19 protein-coding genes are annotated in these 19,305 nt (G+C 68.4%); 7 read left to right on the top strand and 12 right to left on the bottom strand.

Annotated features, from left to right (window positions below; translation table 11 throughout):
* The first annotated feature begins 57 nt into the window (after positions 1-57).
* The gene (locus HOP52_RS02985) at positions 58-1,758 is read left to right on the top strand and encodes an ABC transporter ATP-binding protein (protein WP_238975780.1); all 1,701 of its coding nucleotides are present in this window, start codon (positions 58-60) and stop codon (positions 1,756-1,758) included.
* Positions 1,749-2,444, top strand: a complete 696-nt coding sequence (locus tag HOP52_RS02980; RefSeq protein WP_238975779.1) for a S8/S53 family peptidase — start codon at positions 1,749-1,751, stop codon at positions 2,442-2,444. The genes HOP52_RS02985 and HOP52_RS02980 overlap by 10 nt, the downstream gene beginning before the upstream one ends.
* Here the strand turns inward: HOP52_RS02980 and qhpG are convergent.
* The 3 genes from qhpG to HOP52_RS02965 are packed head-to-tail and all read right to left on the bottom strand — an operon-like array spanning position 2,363 to position 6,559.
* Positions 2,363-3,718 (bottom strand): flavin-dependent monooxygenase QhpG, encoded by a 1,356-nt coding sequence (qhpG, locus tag HOP52_RS02975; protein ID WP_238975778.1) that lies wholly within the window; start codon positions 3,716-3,718, stop codon positions 2,363-2,365. The genes HOP52_RS02980 and qhpG overlap by 82 nt on opposite strands.
* On the bottom strand, positions 3,718-5,019 hold the full coding sequence (locus tag HOP52_RS02970) for a hypothetical protein (RefSeq protein WP_238975777.1): 1,302 nt from the start codon (positions 5,017-5,019) through the stop codon (positions 3,718-3,720). Before HOP52_RS02970 ends, qhpG begins: the two co-directional genes overlap by 1 nt.
* Before the next feature lie 55 nt (positions 5,020-5,074).
* Complete coding sequence (locus HOP52_RS02965; protein ID WP_238975776.1) at positions 5,075-6,559, bottom strand: aldehyde dehydrogenase family protein; 1,485 nt, start codon at positions 6,557-6,559, stop codon at positions 5,075-5,077.
* A gap of 228 nt (positions 6,560-6,787) precedes the next feature.
* On the opposite strand from HOP52_RS02965, the gene HOP52_RS02960 reads away from it, so the two are divergent.
* The gene (locus tag HOP52_RS02960) at positions 6,788-8,716 is read left to right on the top strand and encodes a sigma-54-dependent Fis family transcriptional regulator (protein ID WP_238975775.1); all 1,929 of its coding nucleotides are present in this window, start codon (positions 6,788-6,790) and stop codon (positions 8,714-8,716) included.
* A 59-nt stretch (positions 8,717-8,775) separates the two neighbouring features.
* Here HOP52_RS02960 and HOP52_RS02955 read toward each other — a convergent pair whose 3' ends face one another.
* A complete protein-coding gene (locus HOP52_RS02955; RefSeq protein ID WP_238975774.1) occupies positions 8,776-9,195 on the bottom strand; it encodes a hypothetical protein in 420 nt (139 codons plus the stop codon).
* A 226-nt stretch (positions 9,196-9,421) separates the two neighbouring features.
* Here HOP52_RS02955 and HOP52_RS02950 point away from each other — a divergent pair, with 226 nt between their 5' ends.
* Together HOP52_RS02950 and HOP52_RS02945 are read left to right on the top strand one after the other, a co-directional pair.
* Positions 9,422-10,453, top strand: a complete 1,032-nt coding sequence (locus HOP52_RS02950; protein ID WP_238975773.1) for an aspartate carbamoyltransferase — start codon at positions 9,422-9,424, stop codon at positions 10,451-10,453.
* A 91-nt stretch (positions 10,454-10,544) separates the two neighbouring features.
* Positions 10,545-11,192 (top strand): hypothetical protein, encoded by a 648-nt coding sequence (locus HOP52_RS02945; RefSeq protein ID WP_238975772.1) that lies wholly within the window; start codon positions 10,545-10,547, stop codon positions 11,190-11,192.
* Positions 11,193-11,202: 10 nt separating this feature from the next.
* Here HOP52_RS02945 and ruvX read toward each other — a convergent pair whose 3' ends face one another.
* The 4 genes from ruvX to gshB are packed head-to-tail and all read right to left on the bottom strand — an operon-like array spanning position 11,203 to position 14,149.
* A complete protein-coding gene (gene ruvX / locus HOP52_RS02940) occupies positions 11,203-11,658 on the bottom strand; it encodes a Holliday junction resolvase RuvX (protein ID WP_238975771.1) in 456 nt (151 codons plus the stop codon).
* 28 nt (positions 11,659-11,686) lie between these two features.
* Positions 11,687-12,244, bottom strand: a complete 558-nt coding sequence (locus tag HOP52_RS02935; protein WP_238975770.1) for a YqgE/AlgH family protein — start codon at positions 12,242-12,244, stop codon at positions 11,687-11,689.
* Positions 12,245-12,272: 28 nt separating this feature from the next.
* Complete coding sequence (locus HOP52_RS02930; RefSeq protein WP_238975769.1) at positions 12,273-13,163, bottom strand: energy transducer TonB; 891 nt, start codon at positions 13,161-13,163, stop codon at positions 12,273-12,275.
* A 26-nt stretch (positions 13,164-13,189) separates the two neighbouring features.
* A complete protein-coding gene (gene gshB / locus HOP52_RS02925; protein WP_238975768.1) occupies positions 13,190-14,149 on the bottom strand; it encodes a glutathione synthase in 960 nt (319 codons plus the stop codon).
* A 159-nt stretch (positions 14,150-14,308) separates the two neighbouring features.
* On the opposite strand from gshB, the gene HOP52_RS02920 reads away from it, so the two are divergent.
* Positions 14,309-14,854, top strand: coding sequence for a VOC family protein (locus HOP52_RS02920; RefSeq protein WP_238975969.1), 546 nt, complete (start codon positions 14,309-14,311; stop codon positions 14,852-14,854).
* An 18-nt stretch (positions 14,855-14,872) separates the two neighbouring features.
* On the opposite strand, the gene HOP52_RS02915 is transcribed toward HOP52_RS02920, so the two are convergent.
* The 4 genes from HOP52_RS02915 to HOP52_RS02900 form a co-directional block, all read right to left on the bottom strand.
* Positions 14,873-15,631 carry a CvfB family protein gene (locus HOP52_RS02915; RefSeq protein ID WP_238975767.1) on the bottom strand — a complete coding sequence of 253 codons (759 nt, stop codon included), beginning with the start codon at positions 15,629-15,631 and terminating at the stop codon, positions 14,873-14,875.
* A gap of 63 nt (positions 15,632-15,694) precedes the next feature.
* A complete protein-coding gene (locus HOP52_RS02910) occupies positions 15,695-16,423 on the bottom strand; it encodes a 16S rRNA (uracil(1498)-N(3))-methyltransferase (RefSeq protein WP_238975766.1) in 729 nt (242 codons plus the stop codon).
* A gap of 26 nt (positions 16,424-16,449) precedes the next feature.
* Positions 16,450-16,977, bottom strand: coding sequence for a protein-export chaperone SecB (secB, locus tag HOP52_RS02905; protein ID WP_238975765.1), 528 nt, complete (start codon positions 16,975-16,977; stop codon positions 16,450-16,452).
* A 30-nt stretch (positions 16,978-17,007) separates the two neighbouring features.
* Positions 17,008-17,430, bottom strand: a complete 423-nt coding sequence (locus HOP52_RS02900; RefSeq protein WP_238975764.1) for a rhodanese-like domain-containing protein — start codon at positions 17,428-17,430, stop codon at positions 17,008-17,010.
* 288 nt (positions 17,431-17,718) lie between these two features.
* Between HOP52_RS02900 and gpmI the strand changes: the two genes are divergently transcribed.
* A complete protein-coding gene (gene gpmI / locus HOP52_RS02895; RefSeq protein ID WP_238975763.1) occupies positions 17,719-19,293 on the top strand; it encodes a 2,3-bisphosphoglycerate-independent phosphoglycerate mutase in 1,575 nt (524 codons plus the stop codon).
* Positions 19,294-19,305: the final 12 nt, after the last annotated feature.

Here is a 19,305-nt window from a genome sequence, read left to right as displayed (position 1 = left end):
CTTGCGAGAGCGACCGGCCCTTTTTGCTGAGGCCATCCCCTAATGAAGAGTGTATCGATGCGCGAGACTGACTCCGCCCATGACTCTGGGGCTTTGCCCTGGGGCTGGCTCTACCGTCCCCTCAAGGCGCGGCGGCTGGCATTGGCGCGGCTGCTAGGGCTCAGCCTGCTGGCTACCCTGTTAGCACTGCTGCCGCCGCTGCTGACCCAGCGGCTGATCGATCAGGGCCTGATGCAGGGTGATTTCACTACCGTCGCCACCTATGTGGCCGCCCTGGTGGTAGTGGGTCTGGCATCCCTGGGGCTGCAGGGACTGACGCGGCTGCAGCATGTGGCGCTCTCTGCAAGGCTCTTGCTATCACTCAGGCGCTCCCTGCTGCGCCATCTGCTTCGCCTGGCCCCGGCCCGCTGGCAGGCCCGCGGGCGAGGGGACCTGATGAGCCGACTGGATGGCGACCTCTCCATCCTCCAGGGCTTTGCCCTGGACGGCCTGCTGGGTGGGCTCTCCAATCTGCTCGGGCTGGTGGGGGCGCTGGCCATGATGGGGCTGTTCAGCCCTACCCTGATGCTCCTTGTGGCGGTGCTTGTACCGATTCAGTGGCTGTGGCTGCGCGCCTGGCGCCCGGCCCTGACCCGACGCCAACAGGCGCTGCGCGAGCAGAGCGGGGACATCTCCGGCTTCTGGCAGGATACTCTGGCCCACGGCCCCTGGTTCCAGGGTCAGGCGCTGGAGGCCTCGCGGCTCAATCGCCTTCAGGGGCTCGGCCACGAGCAGCTGCGGCGGCTCTTGGCGGTGCGCTGGGTGGGCTTTCTCAGCGACATGGGGCCTCAGTTGATCCTCTCCCTGGCCCGGGCCGGGGTGCTGCTCCTGGGCGGCTATCTGGTGATCCAGGGGCGTCTGCAGCTGGGCGAGCTAGTGGCCCTGCTGGCCTACCTGGGCATGGTGATGGCGCCCATCGGCGGCCTGCTGGGGCTCTATGGGGGCTGGCAGCGGGCCCGGGTCAGCGCGGCGCGCCTCGCCGAGCTCTTCGATGAGCCTGCCATGGAGGATCCTTACCGGGGCGAGCGCTCAGTGGGCCCGGGCGAGCTGTGTCTCGAGGGCGTGGGGTTTCGCCACCCCGGCCAAGCCGACTGGCTGCTGGACGGCGTCGATCTCACCCTGGTACCGGGTCAGAAGGTGCTGATCGACGGTCCCTCCGGGGCCGGCAAGAGCAGCCTGATCCGACTTCTTCTGGGGCTGGAAACCCCCGAGGCAGGCGAGATCCGCGTCGATGGTGTGCCGCTGGCCGAACTCTCTCGCCACCATTGGCTCAAGCGGGTGGCTTGGGTGGAGCAGCATCCCAGCCTGCTGCGTGGCAGCCTGGCCGAGACGCTGCGGGCCCTGGCCCCAGAGGCCAGCGAGGACGTACTGCGCGAGGCACTGGGGCGGGTGGGCCTGGGCGACTGGCTGGAGGCCCTGCCGGATAGGCTCAACACCGAACTGGGCGACCTGGGCGGCCGGGTCTCAGGCGGCCAGCGCTCACGCCTGGCCCTGGCTCGGGCGCTGCTCAAGCAGCCCACCCTGGTGCTGCTGGACGAACCCACCGCGGCCCTCGATCCCGACGCCGCCCGGGCCTTCGATGCCCTACTCGACGAGGTGCTGGGCGATACCACCCGGCTGATCATCAGCCACCAGGGGGGGCACTTCGGCAACCTGGACGCCCGCTATCGCCTCGAGCAAGGGCGACTGGTCACGGTGGAGGCGGCATCATGTCTCTAATACCGGCTCTAAGGCCGACCCTGGGCGTGATCGATAGCGGGGTGCCACCGGGCACGGCCCTGGCACGCTTCCACTCGCCCGGTGGCGCCGACGCCGAGGATCGCCTGGGCCATGGGCGGGCTATCCTGGCCACTCTGGGCCACTACCTGCCGCTCTCACGGCTGGGGATCGCCCTCTACAAGCTCTTTGATGCGCGCCTGACCGCCGATGCCGCTTCCTTGGCGGCGGCCTTCGAGTGGCAAGCCGAGGCGCCGCCGGCCTGGCTGCTCTGCAGCTTGGGCCTGCCCCGGGCCGACGAGCGGCTTCAGGCGGCGGTGGCACGCCTGCAGGCCGCCGGTACTCGTATCGTTGCCGCCAGCCCGCGCTTCGGGCCGCCGGTCTATCCGGCGACCTGGTCCGGGGTCATGGCGGTCAGCGGTGCCGCGGGACTGATCCCGGGGCCGCCACAGCGGGGCAGGGACGGACGCTGGTATGCCTGCGTCTGGGGAGCTAGAGAAGCGCCAATAGCAGGAGACGCTTGGCAGCCCTGGCATCAAGGGCCACCCACGGCGGGCACACCACCGCCCTTGGGCGGGGCCAGTTTCGCAGCGGCCCATGCTCTGGGCTACTGGCTGGCCGAGTCGGTGACAGCGCCGGTGGGAGAGGCGGTAGCGGTGGCAACAGGGAGCACCGGCCAGTCGGGGTGATCGTCCCACCACCGAGAAAGCGCGCTGGCCGCGGGGCCGGCGGCGCTGAGCAGCGCTCTCGCGGCAGCAAGGTCTTCGCGCTGCATGGCGGTGACGATCGGGGCCAGCGGTATTCCCGATACGGCCTGTATCCCTAGCGGTTGGTCCGGCGTGGTCACCAGCTCGCGCTCCAGCAGTCGGGTACCCACGATGGCCGGGGCGTGCGTCACCCGGACCCGGGCCCAGGGCTCCGGCAGGTGGAGCGGCTGATGATCGGGCCAGTGGCAGCGCGGCGCCCAGTAGGGGGTGGGGGCGGCGGCCATGGCCTGTCGATAGAAGTCGCGACCCGCCCGGGCGAAGCGCCAGTACTGGGCGTCCTGTCGGCGCTGATGGAAGCGCTCCAGCGGGGCGAGACGGGCTCCCTCGAACAGGCTATTGAGCACCGGCGCCAAGCCATGGGCCGAGGAGAGGGCATTGAAAATGCCCTGACCGGAGAGAGGATCGATGGCCATGGCCGCATCCCCCAGGCGCCACAGGCGTCCTTCCCGCACCCGGGTGCGCCCCAGCATGCTGGGGCGCTGGTAGTGGTGGCGGATTTCGGCCTCGCCCCAGAGCGGGGCCAGGTCGGGCTGGGCAGCCAGCCAGGCGTCGGGGGCACGGCGTGCCGAGCGCAGCGTTGCCTCCGGCAGGGCCAGCTGTAGATACTGCTGGCCATCCAGGCGCGACCACCAGGCCCAGCCGCCCTCGGCCAGCGATAGGGCGGCGCTGGCCGGCGTCGGCTCCGCGGCATCACCGCGCAGTATCCAGGCGGGGGGCGACCAGGGAGCCGCGTCGAGGAAGTGGCGTCGCGCCGCCGCCCGACCCCGGGCGTCCACCCCCCAGGGCGCCGTCAGGACGCGACCATCCGCCAGACGAAGCCGCACCTGGCTGTCGTCACGTCCCAGGTCCGTGATCCGCGCTTCGATCACCGGGATACCGGCCCCGCGCAGATCCGCCAGCAGGGCGGTATCGAAGGCCGGGCGCGGCAGCAGCCATTCGGCGTTGGGGGCCCGTGGCTCGCCGCCCCAGGTGACCCGTCGCGGCAGGGGCCCCACGGCGCAGGCAGCGGCCCGCTGCAGTCTCAGGCTCACCAGGGCCTGGAGCGTGCGCCGGCTGATGCCCTCGATAGCCCGGTAGTCCCGGGCGCGACCTACCAGCGTGACTCGTCTGCCGGCACGATGCAGCAGCATGGCCAGGGCGACCCCGGCGGGGCCGCCTTCGGCGATCAGCACCTCGCTGGCCGCGTCATGGTGCATCAGAAGAAGACCCCCACCAGTAGCTGGGCATAGAAGGACGTAGCGTCGTCGCCGAGCTGAATCCCGCCCTGCGCCGCGCTGCTGTCGGGAGCGTACCAGCCCAGCAGCGGGGAGACATAGAGCCAGTCGGTGGGCAGCCACTCCGCAAAGAGGTTGATTTCCTGCCCGCCCATATCGGGCTGGTTGGCGGTGTCGCGGCTTTCGAAGTCGTAGGCCAGCAGCCCCAGATGCAGGCTCTCGTTGATCGAGCCCTCCAGGCCCAATCGCCATACCTCCGCATTGCTGTTGAAGGGGCCGGCGTAGTTGCCCGCCACCTCGCCCTGGAACCAGGTGCCATAGCCGCGGGTGAAGCCATAGAAGAGCGAGTCCCAGTTCTTGGAGAAGCGGCTATAGCGCAGTGATAGGGTCGGCTGGCCGGGCAGCTCGCGAAAGGTCCAGGCGGGCTCCAGGGCCCAGGCATTCTCGCGGCTCTCCTTGCGCTGATGGGCAAACTCGCCACGCAGGGTCAGGGCCTCATCCAGCAGGCGCTGCTCGACACGCAGTCCATAGACCTTCATACCGTCACGCTCGGCCAGAAAGTCATCGGCCTGGGACTCGTCGATTCCCAGGCCGCGCAGGTAGGTGGCCTCCACCAGGCCGCTACCGTGGTCATGGGCCAGGGTAAAGGCCGCCATCTCGGTGCTGGCCTGGGCCGGATTGTCCGACTCGAACCAGGCGAGCTGGCCCTGCCAGCCGTCGCGGCCGAGTGCCACCATGGCGGTGCGATCGAAGGCCTGGCGGCCGGCCAGGTAGTAGGCGCCACCGCGGTCGAGTTCATCGCCCAGGGCATCGCCCAGGTTGAGGGCATCGCCGGCCACTAGGAAACCATCGCCCAGGGTGATCGACTGGCGTCCTGCCGAGGCGTCCAGGCGCCAGGGTGAGCCGCCCAGAGCCTCGCTGTGGTAACCGACCACGGCATCCTCCAGGTCCAGTTCCCGCTCGTTGCCGGAGGTGAAGCCGGCGGCGTCACCGTCGCCCCAGGTGGCGGTGCCCACGGTGCTGACCCGACCATAGAGGCCACCCTTCTTAGGGTTGAGCTCGGCGCCCAGGGTGACCACCCCCTCCTGCCAGCGGTAGCGGCGCGGCTCGGCGGCGCCGGTGGCATAGCCCCGGTCGCTATGAAAGGCACCCAGCAGTGCCTGGAGGTCGATATCGACGGTGGAGTGGCCGAGATCGGCCATTTCATAGGCCTGGGCGGGCAGGGCAGCGACCAGCAGCAGCCCGCCCAGTGTCCGGCGCGGGAGTCTCTTGTTATTGTGCATTGGGGTTTCTCTTGGAGTGGAAGGGACCCCGGCATCGCGCCGGGGCTAGGACACATCAGATAATCATGACGACGGATTTCTGCTCCGTGTAATGCTCGATCAGCGAGTCGCTGAGCTCGCGGCCGATGCCCGACTGCTTGAAGCCCCCGAAGGGCATGCAGGCGTCGAGCAGGTTATGGCCGTTGACCCAGACGCTGCCGGCCTCGATCTCCGGCACCAGGCGATTGACCGCGGCAAGGTCGTTGGACCAGATGCTGGCGGCCAAGCCGTAGGGGGAGTCATTGGCCAGGGTCACCAGCTCGTCCAGCTCGCGGAAGGTCTGCACCACCACCACCGGGCCGAAGATCTCCTCCTGCACGCAGCGGCTCCCCTGAGCCAGGCCGGTGATCACCGTGGGCTCGACGAAGTAACCGCTGTCGCTGCCCTTGCCGCCGCCGGTAACGATGGTGCCGCCATCGCTGCGGGCTAGGTCGATATACTCCAGCACGCGGCGCTGCTGCTTGGCGGAGACCAGCGGGCCCAGGGTGGTGGTGGGCTCCCAGCCCGGTGCTAGGGTCAGGCCTCGGGCCTGGTCGGCGAGCTTGGCGACGAAGGCGTCGTGGATCGACTCGTGCACATAGATCCGCGAACCGGCGGTGCACACCTGCCCCTGGTTGAAAAAAATCGCTTGAGCCGCACCGGCGGCGGCAGCCCCGACATCCGCGTCGGCCAGCACCATCACCGGCGACTTGCCGCCCAGTTCCAGGGTGGTGCGGGTCATGTTCTCCATGGCGGCGTGGCCGATAAGCTTGCCCACCGGGGTGGAGCCGGTGAAGGCCACCTTGTTGATACCCGGGTGGCCGGCCAGCGCCGCCCCGGCGGTGTGGCCCAGGCCGGTGACCACGTTGAGGGTGCCGGCGGGCAAACCCACCTGCTCGGCCAGCTCCGCCAGCAGCAGGGCGGTCAGGGGGGTATCCTCGGCGGGCTTGAGCACGATGCTGCAGCCGGCGGCCAGCGCCGGCGCCACCTTCCAAACCGCCATCAGCAGCGGGAAGTTCCAGGGAATGATGGCGCCCACCACACCAACGGGCTCGCGGCGGGTATAGGCGACGATCTGCTTGTCCTCGGGAACGAAGGGCATGGAGGGGGTCATGCTGCGCCCCTCGATCTTGGTGGCCCAGCCCGCCGTATAGCGAATGAAGTCGATGGCCATGGCCACGTCCATGTGCCGCGAAAAGGTCACCGGCTTGCCGTTGTCCAGGGTCTCGAGCAGGGCGAAATCGTCGGCACGGGCCTCCAGGGCGTCGGCCAGATCCAGCAGCAGCTTTTCGCGTTGGGCCGGGCGCGACTTGCGCCAGGTGCCGAAGGCCTCCCGGGCGGCGTTCACCGCGGTGTCGATATCGGCGGGATCCCCCGCTGGAACCCGGCTGATCACCTCGGCGGTGGCGGGGTTATAGACATCCAGGGTCTCGCCGCTGGCAGCAGGGCGCCAGTGCCCCCCGATAAAGAGGGCGTGACTCTTGTCGAGCCAGGATTGAAGGGTAGCGGAGGGCTGCGTCATGGTTGTGCTCCTGTGGGGCTGAATTATGATTGTCGAGAGACCGTGCCAGGTGCCACACGGCTCTGTGACTCTTAAGCAAGCCCCATGCCAGTCATGGCATGGCAGGATAATCACAACAATATCAGCATGTTGACGAATGACCGGGAAAGCCTTTCAGCATTGTCGCGTCGCCAGACACGACGGCTGTCGCATCCTGAGACAGTTCGCCGGCCTAGCTGGGAGAGATTCATGATCGCCAGAGCTGCCCTGAGAACCACCAGTGTGATCCGCCAAGCGCATGAACATCTGCGGCGAGGCCATCTACCGGTAGACCTGCTCGATGCCAGCATCGGTCGCTCGTGGCAGCGCTGCCTGGAGCACGGACTCCACCCCGGGCACCAGCCCGACCTGCCACGCCTCAATACCCTCGAGTTGCGCCAGCACCGCGAGACCCATCGCCGCCTGCTCGAGCTGGCCGACCCCCTGGTCAACCAAGTGGCCGAGGACCTACGAGGCTGCCAGTTACTGTTGGTGACGCCAGATGCCACGGTGCTGAAGAGCTATGGCCGGAATTTCGAGCTCAGTGAGCGGTTTCGTATCGGGGCGGGAATCAACCTGGACGAGCGCTCGTTCGGCACCAATGCACCGGCCCTCGCCCTCATCGAACGGGCCCCTGTGCTGGTCAACTCTTGTGAGCATCTGCTGTTCCCCGATAATCCGGTCTCCTGTGTCGCAGCCCCGTTGTTCGACCTCGATGGCGATTGCCTTGGGTTGATCGACCTCACCTTCGAGGCGGATCATCCTCGTCCCGAGATTTTCCTGCGTCGGGTGCAGCAGCTGACCGGGGCTCTGGAGCAGCGACTCTTTCTCCGCCATTACCAGCAGCGCTGGGTGCTTCAGGTGCATGCGTCGTTAGCCGAACTGGATGCTGTGAGCAGCGGCCTGGTAGCAATCAATGACGAGGGGGTGATCCTGGCCGTTGCCCCTCAGGCCTCACAGTGGCTGGGGCAGGATGCCGTGTCACTTGTGGGCAGGCCGATCGAAGCGCTCTTGGGCAGCTCTTGGTCGGCGCTTAAGCGACAGTGCGAGCGTCAATCTGCGTTGTTGGGCCTGGAGCTGACTGGTGGCCGGCTGTTTGGCCGCCTGAATCCTCCCGATCAGTGGCAGCCGGCAGAAGCGTTGCGAATTGCGGCAACGCAGCCCGTCCTGAAGGCCCACTCTTCACGGCTGGATAGCTTGGTCAAAGGTTGGCCGTCTCCCTTGGCTCGGGAGGCACGCCGTGCAGCCAGGGCCTTAACCACCGGGCTGCCCGTGTTGTTGCAGGGCGAGACGGGCACCGGCAAGGAGCAATTGGCCCGAGCGTTGCACGAGAGTGTAGGCGGCAAAGGGCCTTTCGTGGGGCTCAACTGCGCAGCCCTACCGGAGAGCCTGATCGAGGCGGAGCTGTTCGGCTATGGGGAGGGGGCCTTCACCGGCGCCCGCAAGGGGGGCTACGGCGGGCGCCTGGTGCAGGCCAACGGCGGCACGCTGCTCCTTGACGAGATCGGCGACATGCCATTGGCCCTGCAGGCGCGGTTGCTGCGAGTGCTCCAAGAACGGGTGGTAACGCCGCTGGGCGATCACCGGGAGGTGCCCATCGACTGCCGTGTGATCGCCGCCAGCCACCGGGATCTGGAGGCCCGGGTCGAGGCCGGCGAGTTCCGCGAGGATCTCTTCTACCGCTTGGCCGGGGTGGTGGTGGAGCTGCCAGCGCTGAGCGAGCAGCACTCGCTGACCGAAACGATTCGCCGCCGCTGGGCGGCGCTATGCCAGCGCCATGGTCGTGAACTGGCTCTGGATGAGACGCTCTGCGAGCGCCTGGCCGCCTATGACTGGCCCGGCAACTGGAGGGAGCTGGAACACTGCCTGGAGGTGGCCCTGGTGGGCGCCGAGCCAGAGCTTGTGACCCTGACCCTGGAGGCACTCTCGCCACGTTGGCAGCGCAAGCTGGCAGGCAGCCTATCGGCCACCCGGTCGACGATGACCACGGAGGAGGGAACAGAGACCGGGCACCAGGCGCTGCGGGATCTCGAACAGGCGCATATGCGGCGCACACTCGAGGCCCATGAGGGCAACGTCACCGCCGCCGCCCGGGCCTTGGGAGTCAGTCGCTCGACGCTCTATCGGCGGTTGGCGTAGCAGGCTCCTAGGGGCATTCAATCATCAGAAGCCTGACGTCTTGCCATCGCGGCAAGCTATCAACCCCCAGCACGGCGCTCGAACGCCTCGGCGTTGGGGCAGAAGCCGCGGCACTCTTCCACCTCGGCGCCGGCGCGCATGGCCTGCCAGCAGTGGCCCACGACGGGGCAGCGGTTGCAGGTGCGCTCAAGGGCCGCCAGCTCCCGGCCCTCCTCGAAACGCGTTGGCGTCACCCCGAAGCGGGCCATCATCTCAGGCATCAGGGTGCGGGCCGGGATCAGGCCGGCCATATCGCCGTTCGCCAGGCGCTTGGCCATCGCCGCCTCGAAGGGGCGCGTCAGCGGCGTCTGGAGATCGCCCACCAGCTGCTCATAAACGCAGGGGGCTTCGGAGCGGATCTCCCGAGCGACCTGGGAGGCGGAGGCCTCGAAGAAGCGCTCCAGCCAGGTCGATGTACGAGTGTTCTGTGAAGTGGTCATCGCGATGCTCCCGTCAGGTGTTCGTGAATCTGGGTTCAGTATCGTCCCCCGGGAGCCCCGCTGCCTTGACTAGGGTCAAAATAGTTTCAATTGAAACCTATGTCGGAGCAACAGGCGTTGCGATGGGCGTGGCAAGCCCTATCGCGTCCCGCCCTTGCGCTTCGTGAAGCGACGGGCCGGTGGGGTTACACTACGCGCATTCCCCGTCACCACTCCGAGGCCCGCAATGAGCTCCCACCTGCTGTCCATCGACTCCCTGTCCCGCGACCACGTCGACCACCTGTTGCGCCTCGCCGCGCGCATGGAGCCCATTGCCCAGCGCCGCCAGGTGACCCGGGTGCTGGAGGGAGCGGTGCTCGGCAACCTCTTCTTCGAGGCCAGCACCCGCACCCGGGTGAGCTTCAACGCCGCCTTCTGCCGGCTGGGCGGCAGCGTCTGCGATACCACCGGCTTCACCTTCTCCTCCATGGCCAAGGGGGAGTCGCTCTACGACACCAGCCGGGTGATGAGCGGCTACTGCGATGCCATCGTCATGCGCCACCCCGACCAGGGCTCGGTGGCGGAGTTCGCCGCGGCCACCCATGTACCGGTGATCAACGGCGGCGACGGCCCCGGCGAGCACCCCAGCCAGGCGCTGCTCGACCTCTATACCATCGACAAGGAGTTCACCCGTCTGGGCAAGAAGCTCGCCGGCGCCCATGTGCTGCTCACCGGCGATCTCAAGTACGGCCGCACCGTGCACTCGCTGATCAAGCTGCTGTCGCTCTATGAGCCGATGCGTATCACCCTGGTCGCCCCGCCCGGGCTGGAGATGCCCAGCCAGGTGGTCGACCGGGTCGTCTCCCGGGGGCACCGCGTCGAGCAGCGCGAGAGCCTGGCCAGCGACTTCGCCGATGTCGACGTGGTCTATACCACCCGTATCCAGAAGGAGCGCTTTACCGAGGAGATGAACGAGAGTTTCGGCGTGCTTTCCCGGGACTTCACCGTCGACCGCGCCTTCCTCGACCAGCGCTGCTCGGACACCACCATCGTCATGCACCCGCTACCGCGGGACAGCCGTCCCGGCGCCAACGACCTCGACGTGGACCTCAACAGCGACCCGCGCCTGGCGATCTTCCGCCAGACCGACAACGGCATCCCCGTGCGCATGGCGATCTTCGCCAGCCTGCTGGCGGTCGAGGAGCAGATCGAGCACGACCTGCGCCCGGTGCGCTGGTTCGTGCCGAAGCGCCTGGGCGTTGACGACGCTCGCTTCTGACCCACGGCACTTTGCCGGGGATCGCCTATGCTGGGGGAGGACAACACACCGCGTGGCCGACCACGGCGACCGATTAGGAGGCGTACCCCCCATGAACCTGCATCGCGCATACCTTTCCCTGTGTGGCTTCTATACGCTACTGGTACTGATCGGGCTGATCGCCCTGCTGAGAGGCGGCGGCTCGGCGGTGGCGCTGATCCAGCTCGGGGTCGGTAGTGTGGCGGTGATCGGGCTGTGGGGGCATACCCTGGGCAAGGGGTTCATCAACCCGCGGATCTGGCGCCCGCTGGCGGTACTGCTGGCGCTGGGCATCGTCGTCCAGCTGATCGCGGTGTTCACCGCCTCGCTGTCCAACGCGGCCCTGACCTGGTTTCTCTCCACCGCCATCTTCTCGGTGCTGCCGGTCATCGTGCTCTATCGCTACGGCGAGCGGGACCAGCCGCTGTGGGCCTCCCCGGACGAACTCGAGGGCGGCGAGCTGCTGGACGAGCTGCTCTTGGCGCAGCCGGAACTGGTGGTGGAGAAGCACCTCGCCGACCGCCAGGCGACCGTCAGGGTAAGCAAGGCCGGCGAGGAGTACCGCGCCAGCGTCAGCCGCGACCGCGGAGAAGGGGTAGAGGAGTTCGAGGAGCGCTTCCGCCACCCGGCCACCCTGGCGTTCTTCATCGAGAAGTTCACCTGCATCTCGATGGAGGATTTGGCCGCCCAGTACCGCGACGGTGACCCGGCCCCGGCATAGCCTAGCACTTTCAGCGTGTCGGCAGCCCCTCCAGGCGGGCGAACCAGCTTTCGAGGATCAGGACCGCCGCGATGCCGTCGACGCCGTCGTCACGGTAGCTCTTGTCGCGATCGCGCAGGCCGCCTGACTCGCGGGCGATGGCCTTGGCCTCCCGGGTGGAGCCGCGTTCGTCGACCATCTCGCAGGGCTTGCCGTAGCGGCCGTAGAGCCGCTTGCCGAACTTGCGCGCCCGGGCGCTCATTGCCGACTCGCTGCCGTCCATGTTGAGCGGCAGGCCCACCACGAACAGGTCCGGCCGCCACTCCTCCACCAGCCGCGTCACGGCATTCCAGTCGGGAATGCCGTCGCGGGCCGGCAGCGGCTCGAGCGGGCGGGCACTGGCGATCATCTCGTTGCCCACCGCCACCCCGATGCGCCGGGTGCCGAAGTCGAAGGCCAGCACCAGCCGCTCACCCGCCCTGGCCATCAGCGCTGCTCCGTGCTCCCGACAATCCTCACGAGTGCCCCGCCTCGCGGCTCATCAGGTTGAGGTCGATGCCGAGGATGCCGGCGGCGGCGCTGAGGCGCTGCTCCGGCGGCACCTCGAAGAGGATGTCGGCACGCCCTTCCACGGTCAGCCAGGCGTTGTCCATCAGTTCATGCTCCAGCTGGCCGGCCTCCCAGCCGGCGCAGCCCAGGCACACCAGGAACTGCTTCGGCCCCTTGCCCGCCGCCAGCGCCTGGAGCATGTCCATGGAGGTGGTCAGGGCGATGTCCTCGGCCACTTGGATGCTGGAATCCCAGTCTTCACTGGCGCCACGGTGCAGGATGAAGCCACGATCCTTGTGCACCGGGCCGCCGTAGTAGACCGGGGCATTGCCGTGCGGACTCTCGTCGGCCTCCAGCTCCAGCTGCTCGAACAGCGCATCCAGGGTGATGTCCAGTGGATGGTTGACGATCACGCCCATGGTGCCGTTGTCGTCGTGGTCGCACAGATAGCTGAGGCTGCCGGCGAAGTTGGGGTCTTCCAGGTGCGGCATCGCCATCAGGAAGTGATGTTTCAAGCTTTGCATGAGACTCCCGGGCGGCGGACCCATGGCCCTACCGCACGCCGTAGTGATTGCCTTGGCCGAACCGCCAGACGCGCGAGATGGAGAGGCTGTCCAGCTCCCCCATGCCGCTATCGAAGGGCCGGTAGGGAGCCGCGCCATGCACGGTATCCAACGCCGCCTGGTCGAGTTCGGGATGTCCTGAGGATTGTATCACCTCTGCCTGACGGAGCTCGCCATCGCGTCCGATCACCACGCGGATGCGCAGCTGGCCGTGCAGGTCGCGCGGTGCCGGGTGCACGCGGTTGCCGTAGTCCTCCACCCGGCGGGTCCAGTCATCGATATAGCGGGCCTCGGCGGCGCGGTTGGCAGCCAGCCGCGGCGTCTCGTCGGGCGCCCCGGCCACGCCGGGGTCGAGGCCCTGCTCGCGAATGCTGCGGGTGGCCTGGGCGCGCAGGTCGCGTCCCGAGACCGAAGGGGCCGCCGGCGCCGGGTCGGAGCTGGCCTCGCTCACCGGAGGAGCGCTGTCTTGCGCCGCGGGGGGCGATTCGGGATCGCTGGCGGGGTCGGCGGGCGGTGCCGGCTCGTCGGTCGCCGGCTCGACCGGGGTCACCGGCTCCACGGCGCTGTCCGCCGCCTGCTGGGCGGGCGGCGCCGCACTGGGCGCCGCACGGGTCTCGGCCGGGGTCTGGTCGAGGGGGTCACCGGCGGCCTGCTGGTCGGCCTCGGCGATGGCCTCGGCCGCCACCGGCGCCTCGCTCGGCGCGGTCACCAGCACCACGTCGAGGCTGACCCGCTCGGCCGGCGCCGGGACGAACTGCCGGCTGGCCACCACGCCGATCAGCGCCAGATGCAGCAGCAGCGCGGCCGATAACGCCAGCCAGCGGCGGTAAGGCCGGGTGACCGGGGCGTAGCGGATCGGGTCGCTGATGGAAACCGCCATGCAGCAGGGCGCTCCTGGGCCGGGTGTCAGTGGATCAGGCGGCGCGCGACGGCGTCCATCAGCATCCCGGCGATATCGGTGCCGCGCTGATCGTCGATCTCGCGCACGCAGGTGGGGCTGGTCACGTTGATCTCGGTGATATAGTCGCCGATCACGTCGAGCCCCACAAACATCAGACCGTACTCGCGGATCATCGGCTGCACCTGCTCGATCAGCCAGTGGTCGCGTTCGGTCAGCTCGCGGCTGATGCCCTGGCCACCGGCGGCCAGGTTGCCGCGGGTCTCCCCGGCCATGGGCACCCGCGCCAGGCCGTAGGGCACCGGCTCGCCGTCCACCAGCAGGATGCGGGTATCGCCATCCTTGATTTCGGGCAGGTAGCGCTGGGCCATGATCTGGCGTTTGCCGTGCTCGGTCAGCGTCTCGATGATGGCGCCGAGATTGCGCCCGTCGGGCTGCACGTGAAAGATGCCGCTGCCGCCCATGCCGTCCAGCGGCTTGAAGATGACGTCGCCATGCTCAGCGTGGAAGGCGCGCAATACCGGCTCGCTGCAGGCCACCAGGGTCGGCGCGCAGCACTGCGGAAACTCCTGGGCAAACAGCTTCTCGTTGCAGGTCAACAGCGCCCGGGTGGGGTTGACCACCAGCACGCCCTCGCGCTCGGCGAAGCCCAGCAGGTGCACGGCGTGGAGGAAGTGGTCGTCCACCGGCGGGTCCTTGCGCATCAGGATCACGTCGAGCTCGGCCAGCGGGCGCGTCTCCGGCGCGCCCAGCGCGTACCAGCGCTCGGGGTCGCGGAACGCGGCCAGGTCGCGCATCCGCCCATGGGCACGACCGTTCTGGAGGAACAGGTCCTCCTGCTCCATGTAATGCAGCGACCAGCCACGCTCCTGAGCCGCCCACAGCATGGCCAGGGTGGTGTCCTTCTTGTAGGCGAGGCGGGCGATGGAGTCCATCACCACCCCTACCTTGAGGGCGCGTTCACTCATCGGGTCGGGTGTCCACAGTGGGGAGTTGAGTGGGTGCAGTATGCCGCAGGGCCCGGGGCAACACCAAGATCGACCGGCGGACAGGACGCTTGACAACGCAAGGGACTCGCCATAGATTGGTTTCACATGAAACTAAATGCCGCCAATGAGGGCTCCGCCATGATCGATATCCAGCAGATCCACCACGTCGCCTACCGCTGCCGGGACGCCAAGGAGACCGTCGAGTGGTACCAGGACAAGCTCAACATGGACTTCCTGGTCGCCATCGCCGAGGACCGGGTGCCCTCCACCAAGGAGCCCGACCCCTACATGCACCTGTTCCTCGATGCGGGCAACGGCAACATCCTGGCCTTCTTCGAGATTCCCAACTCACCGCCCATGGGCCGTGACCCGAACACCCCGGAGTGGGTGCAGCACATCGCCTTTCGCGTGGCCGACGAGGCCGCCCTGATGGCGGCGAAGGAGGAGCTGGAGGGCAAGGGCGTCGAGGTGATCGGACCCACCGAGCACGGGATCATCCGCTCGATCTACTTCTTCGACCCCAACGGCCACCGCCTCGAGCTGACCTACGAGAAGGGCACCGCCGAGCAGATGCGCCAACTCAAGGAAGTCGCCCCGGCGATGATCGAGGAGTGGTCGAAGACCAAGCGCGCGCCCAAGCACGCCGCCTGGCTGCACGAGGAGGAGTTCAACGGCCTCGACTGAGCCCGCCGCGGCGGCCTGTCAGGCGTCGCCCTCCCGTTGCCCCAGCGTTTCGCAGGCGCCGGGCACCAGGCGAATGCCGGCCGCCTCCAGGGTAATGAGGCGCCGCTTGTAGAGCCGCCCGATGGCCTGCTTGAAGGCGTTCTTGCTCACCCCCAGTCGCGCCTTGATCTCGGCGGCATCGCTCTTGTCGGAGAGCGGCAGGTAGCCGCCGCTCTCGCGCAGCGCCTTGAGCACCTGCTCCCCCACCACGTCGAGGCGTGCCGCACCCGGCGGTAGCAGCGAGAGGTCGAGGCGGCCATCGTCGCGCCGGCGCTTCACGTAGCCGGTGAGGCGCTGGCCGCGGCGCAGCGGCCGGGTCACCTCGTCGCGATAGAGCAGCCCCCAGAAGCGGTGATCGACCACCGCCTTGTAGCCCAGGTCGGTCGCATCGGCGATCACCAGCGTGACCTCATCTCCCGCCGACAGGCCCGTGGCCTCGTCGGTCACGAAGCGGTCAAGCTTCTGGGTGGCCACCGGGCGGCCCTGCTGATCCTCGTAGACCTTGACCAGCACCCGCTTGCCCACGCTGGGGCGAAAGCGCTGCTCCCCAAAGGGCAGCAGCAGGTCCTTGGGATGCCCCCAGTCGAGAAAGGCGCCGGTATCGTTGACCGTGACCACTTCGAGGTAGGCCACCTCGCCGATGGCCACTTTCGGCGCGCGGTAGCGGCGCCGGGAAGCGCTGGAGGATCGGGTCGCAGGCGACCGGCTGGCACGGCGGTCATCGAAGGAGGAAGACATGGCGGGGGTTCCACTGAAGTGTGGCCCCATTATGGCGGCTGGCCACGGCAGGGCAAAGTCGGATCAAAGATCCCCGAAGCGGTGCTGCAGCAGCGCCAGCGCCACCACCGGGGCGGTCTCGGTGCGCAGGATGCGCGGGCCCAGCGACAGCGGCGAGAAGCCGGCGGCCAGGGCGGTCTCGACCTCGGGCTCGGCCAGGCCGCCCTCGGGGCCGATCAGCAGGGCCGCCGTGGCGGGTGCGGGGACCCGTTCGAGTGCGCCCCCGGTGGCGGGATGCAGCACCAGGCGCAGCGCCTCGTCGCGCGCGGCGAGCCACTCGCCAAGGGGGCGCGGCGGGTGCACCCTCGGCACCACGGCACGCCCGCACTGCTCGCAGGCGCTGGCCGCCACCGCCTGCCAGTGGGCAAGCTTCTTGGCCTCGCGCTCGCCCTTCAAGCGCACGTCGCCGTGCTCGGTGTAGAGCGGGGTGATCGCCGCCACGCCGAGCTCGACGGCCTTCTGGATGGCGTAGTCCATGCGATCGCCCTTGGCGATCGCCTGGCCCAGATGCACCGCCACGGGCGACTCGCCCTGCCCGGCTTCGACGGCCTCGACGCGCGCCACCACCCGCTTGCGGGAGGCCTCGACGAGCACCGCCCGGGCCTCACGGCCCGCCCCGTCGAACAGGATCAGCGGAGACCCCTCGCCCAGGCGCAACACCCGGGCCACGTGGCGGGCGGGTCCCTCGGGCAGAACGACGTCGCCGCCGACCTCATAGTCGGCGGCGACGTGGATACGCGGGGCTTTCCTCATGGTCACCAAGGGGCCACCGGTATCCGTTACTGGGTGGTCTGCTCGCCCTGCTGCTGGGCCTGCTCGGCCTCGCGCTTCTTCTTCTGGGCGTAGATCGCCTCGAAGTTGACCGGCGCCAGCATCAGGGGCGGGAAGCCGCCGCGGTTGACCAGGTTGTCGGCACACTCGCGGGCATAGGGGAACAGCACGTTGGGGCAGAAGGCGCCCAGGGTGTGATCCAACTGGGCGCCTTCGATGCCGCTGATCCGAAACAGGCCGGCCTGCTCGATCTCGGCCAGGAAGGAGGTGGTGCCCTCCTCGCTGTGGGTCACCTGGGCGGTGACCTTGATCACCACCTCGTAGAGGTCCTCGCCCACCTTCTGGCTGGAGGTGTTCAGGTCGAGGCTGACCTTGGGCTTGAACGGCTGCTGAAACACGGCCGGCGAGTTGGGCGCCTCGAAGGAGATGTCCTTGACGTAGATACGCTGCACGGAAAACTGCAGCTGCGGCTTGTTCTGCTGATCGGCGGCGGCCTGGCTGTTGCCGCCGGCGCTGGGCTTGTTCTCTTCGGCCATGGAAAAAATCCTTTAGAATGCGGAGTGTAACTACTTCTTGACCACCGGCAGGCCATCGGCCTGCCACTGCATCATGCCGCCCTTGAGCTTGAACACCCGCTCAAAGCCGGCCTTGGTCAGCTTGGCCACCGTGATGCCGGAGCTCTGACCGCTCTTGCAGACCACGATGATCGGCTTGTCCTTGACCTTCTCCAGCTCGTTCAGGCGCTCATCGACGCGGCTCTGGGGGATATTGCGCGCCCCGGCGATATGCCCGGCCTTGAAGTCGCCGGCCTCGCGGGTGTCCACGACCACGGCGTCCTCACGATTGACCAGCTGGGTCGCCTGATTGGACGTCACGCCGCTGGCCGCGCTGTTGCGGACCTCGTAGGCGATCCAGGCGGTCAACACCAGCAGGAAGGCACCCACCAGCAGCGGGTGGTTCATCACGAATTCGAACAGCTGATCGATCATGGGTCCGGAAAACTCTCGTCGGGTACACGGTTAGGGCGATCTGGGCGGCGCCCAGTATACACCAGGTCGAGGCGCCTGGCGGCACGGCCCGTGTGGCACTTCGCCCGGCCATGACGCTCGCCCCTGCCGTGCGCTATGATGCCGCAAGCCGATTCAAGTCGCGACCCCGTAACCCGAGAGACCGCTCGCTGAAGCTGGCCGCCCGCCAGCAGACACGATTCAGCCATGCTCGCATAGCGTCCTCTCTGGCGTCGCCCACTCGACAAGACGATAAGAGGCCCTCTCCCCATGCCCGGTTCCACGACCCAAGCCCCCCGCCCCGTTGCCCTGATCATCCTCGACGGCTACGGGCACAACCCGGACAGCGCCAACAACGCCGTCGCCGCGGCCCGCACCCCGGTAATGGATCGCCTGCAGCAGCAGTGGCCCCACGGCCTGATCCACACCGACGGCCGCTACGTGGGCCTGCCCGACGGCCAGATGGGCAACTCCGAGGTCGGCCACATGAACCTGGGCGCCGGGCGTATCGTCTACCAGGACTTCACCCGCATCACCAAGGCGGTGGAGGAGGGCGAGCTCGACGCCATCCCCGCCCTGACCGACGCCATCGATGCCGCCGTCGCCGCGGGCAAGGCCGTCCACCTGCTGGGGCTACTGTCGCCCGGCGGGGTGCACAGCCACGAGGACCACATCCTCGCCATGGCCGAGCTGGCCGCCCGTCGCGGCGCCACCCGCGTCTATGTGCACGGCTTCCTCGACGGCCGCGACACGGCGCCCAAGAGCGCCCTGGCCTCCATCGAGCGGGTCAATGCGCGACTCGCTGAGCTGGTCGGCGAGGCCAACGGCGGCGTGGCCTCGATCATCGGCCGCTACTTCGCCATGGACCGCGACAACCGCTGGGATCGGGTCGAGAAGGCCTACCGCCTGCTCACCGAAGGGGAAGGCGAGTTCACCGCCGCCAGCGCCGAGGCGGGGCTCACGGCCGCCTACGAGCGCGGCGAGACCGACGAGTTCGTCGCTGCCACCGTGGTAAGCAACGGCGAGGGGCCTGCGACCATTACCGATGGCGATGCGGCCATCTTTATGAATTTCCGCGCCGACCGCGCCCGGGAGCTGACCCGCGCCTTCGTCGAGGACGCCTTCGACGGCTTCGAGCGCCGCGTTCGCCCGCGGCTCGCCGGGGGCAGCCTGGTGACCCTGACCCAGTACGCCGCCGACATCCCCGCCCCGGCCGCCTTCCCCCCGGCCGATCTGCACAACACCCTGGGCGAGGTCATGGAGCAGCGCGGCCTGACCCAGCTGCGCATCGCCGAGACCGAGAAGTACGCCCACGTCACCTTCTTCTTCTCCGGCGGCCGCGAGACCGAGTACCGGGGCGAGACCCGGGTGCTGGTGCCCTCGCCCCAGGAGGTGAAGACCTACGACGAGAAGCCCGAAATGAGCGCCGTCGAGGTCACCGACAAGCTGGTGGACGCCATCGATTCCGGCGCCTACGACCTGATCGTCTGCAACTACGCCAACGGCGACATGGTCGGCCACACCGGCGACTTCGATGCCGCGGTCAAGGCGATCGAAGCGGTCGACGCCTGCGTCGGGCGTGTGGTCGAGGCCATCGAGCGCGCCGGCGGCGCCTGCCTGATCACCGCCGACCACGGCAACGCCGAGCAGATGATCAACCCCGACACCGGCGTGGCCCAGACCGCCCACACCACCTTCGACGTGCCGCTGATTTATGTGGGCCCCCAGCGCGTCCGACTGCTGGACGACGGCCGGCTGTGCGACATCGCCCCGACCCTGCTGACGATGATGGGCCAGCCGATCCCCGACGAGATGACCGGCCGGGTGCTGATCGAACCGGCATGATGCGTCAACGAC

The sequence above is a fragment of the Billgrantia campisalis genome (assembly GCF_022341425.1).
Classification (GTDB): domain Bacteria; phylum Pseudomonadota; class Gammaproteobacteria; order Pseudomonadales; family Halomonadaceae; genus Halomonas; species Halomonas campisalis.
The sequence above is the reverse complement of the archived record's forward strand: the minus strand, read 5'-3'. Positions and strand labels throughout refer to the sequence as shown.

What these genes read in the sequence shown, in the direction of transcription:
- HOP52_RS02985 (WP_238975780.1), top strand. Translation starts at nt 58, where the DNA reads ATGCGCGAGACTGACTCCGCCCATGACTCTGGGGCTTTGCCCTGGGGC.
- HOP52_RS02980 (WP_238975779.1), top strand. Translation starts at nt 1,749, where the DNA reads ATGTCTCTAATACCGGCTCTAAGGCCGACCCTGGGCGTGATCGATAGC.
- qhpG (WP_238975778.1), bottom strand. Translation starts at nt 3,718, where the DNA reads ATGCACCATGACGCGGCCAGCGAGGTGCTGATCGCCGAAGGCGGCCCC.
- HOP52_RS02970 (WP_238975777.1), bottom strand. Translation starts at nt 5,019, where the DNA reads ATGCACAATAACAAGAGACTCCCGCGCCGGACACTGGGCGGGCTGCTG.
- HOP52_RS02965 (WP_238975776.1), bottom strand. Translation starts at nt 6,559, where the DNA reads ATGACGCAGCCCTCCGCTACCCTTCAATCCTGGCTCGACAAGAGTCAC.
- HOP52_RS02960 (WP_238975775.1), top strand. Translation starts at nt 6,788, where the DNA reads ATGATCGCCAGAGCTGCCCTGAGAACCACCAGTGTGATCCGCCAAGCG.
- HOP52_RS02955 (WP_238975774.1), bottom strand. Translation starts at nt 9,195, where the DNA reads ATGACCACTTCACAGAACACTCGTACATCGACCTGGCTGGAGCGCTTC.
- HOP52_RS02950 (WP_238975773.1), top strand. Translation starts at nt 9,422, where the DNA reads ATGAGCTCCCACCTGCTGTCCATCGACTCCCTGTCCCGCGACCACGTC.
- HOP52_RS02945 (WP_238975772.1), top strand. Translation starts at nt 10,545, where the DNA reads ATGAACCTGCATCGCGCATACCTTTCCCTGTGTGGCTTCTATACGCTA.
- ruvX (WP_238975771.1), bottom strand. Translation starts at nt 11,658, where the DNA reads ATGGCCAGGGCGGGTGAGCGGCTGGTGCTGGCCTTCGACTTCGGCACC.
- HOP52_RS02935 (WP_238975770.1), bottom strand. Translation starts at nt 12,244, where the DNA reads ATGCAAAGCTTGAAACATCACTTCCTGATGGCGATGCCGCACCTGGAA.
- HOP52_RS02930 (WP_238975769.1), bottom strand. Translation starts at nt 13,163, where the DNA reads ATGGCGGTTTCCATCAGCGACCCGATCCGCTACGCCCCGGTCACCCGG.
- gshB (WP_238975768.1), bottom strand. Translation starts at nt 14,149, where the DNA reads ATGAGTGAACGCGCCCTCAAGGTAGGGGTGGTGATGGACTCCATCGCC.
- HOP52_RS02920 (WP_238975969.1), top strand. Translation starts at nt 14,309, where the DNA reads ATGATCGATATCCAGCAGATCCACCACGTCGCCTACCGCTGCCGGGAC.
- HOP52_RS02915 (WP_238975767.1), bottom strand. Translation starts at nt 15,631, where the DNA reads ATGTCTTCCTCCTTCGATGACCGCCGTGCCAGCCGGTCGCCTGCGACC.
- HOP52_RS02910 (WP_238975766.1), bottom strand. Translation starts at nt 16,423, where the DNA reads ATGAGGAAAGCCCCGCGTATCCACGTCGCCGCCGACTATGAGGTCGGC.
- secB (WP_238975765.1), bottom strand. Translation starts at nt 16,977, where the DNA reads ATGGCCGAAGAGAACAAGCCCAGCGCCGGCGGCAACAGCCAGGCCGCC.
- HOP52_RS02900 (WP_238975764.1), bottom strand. Translation starts at nt 17,430, where the DNA reads ATGATCGATCAGCTGTTCGAATTCGTGATGAACCACCCGCTGCTGGTG.
- gpmI (WP_238975763.1), top strand. Translation starts at nt 17,719, where the DNA reads ATGCCCGGTTCCACGACCCAAGCCCCCCGCCCCGTTGCCCTGATCATC.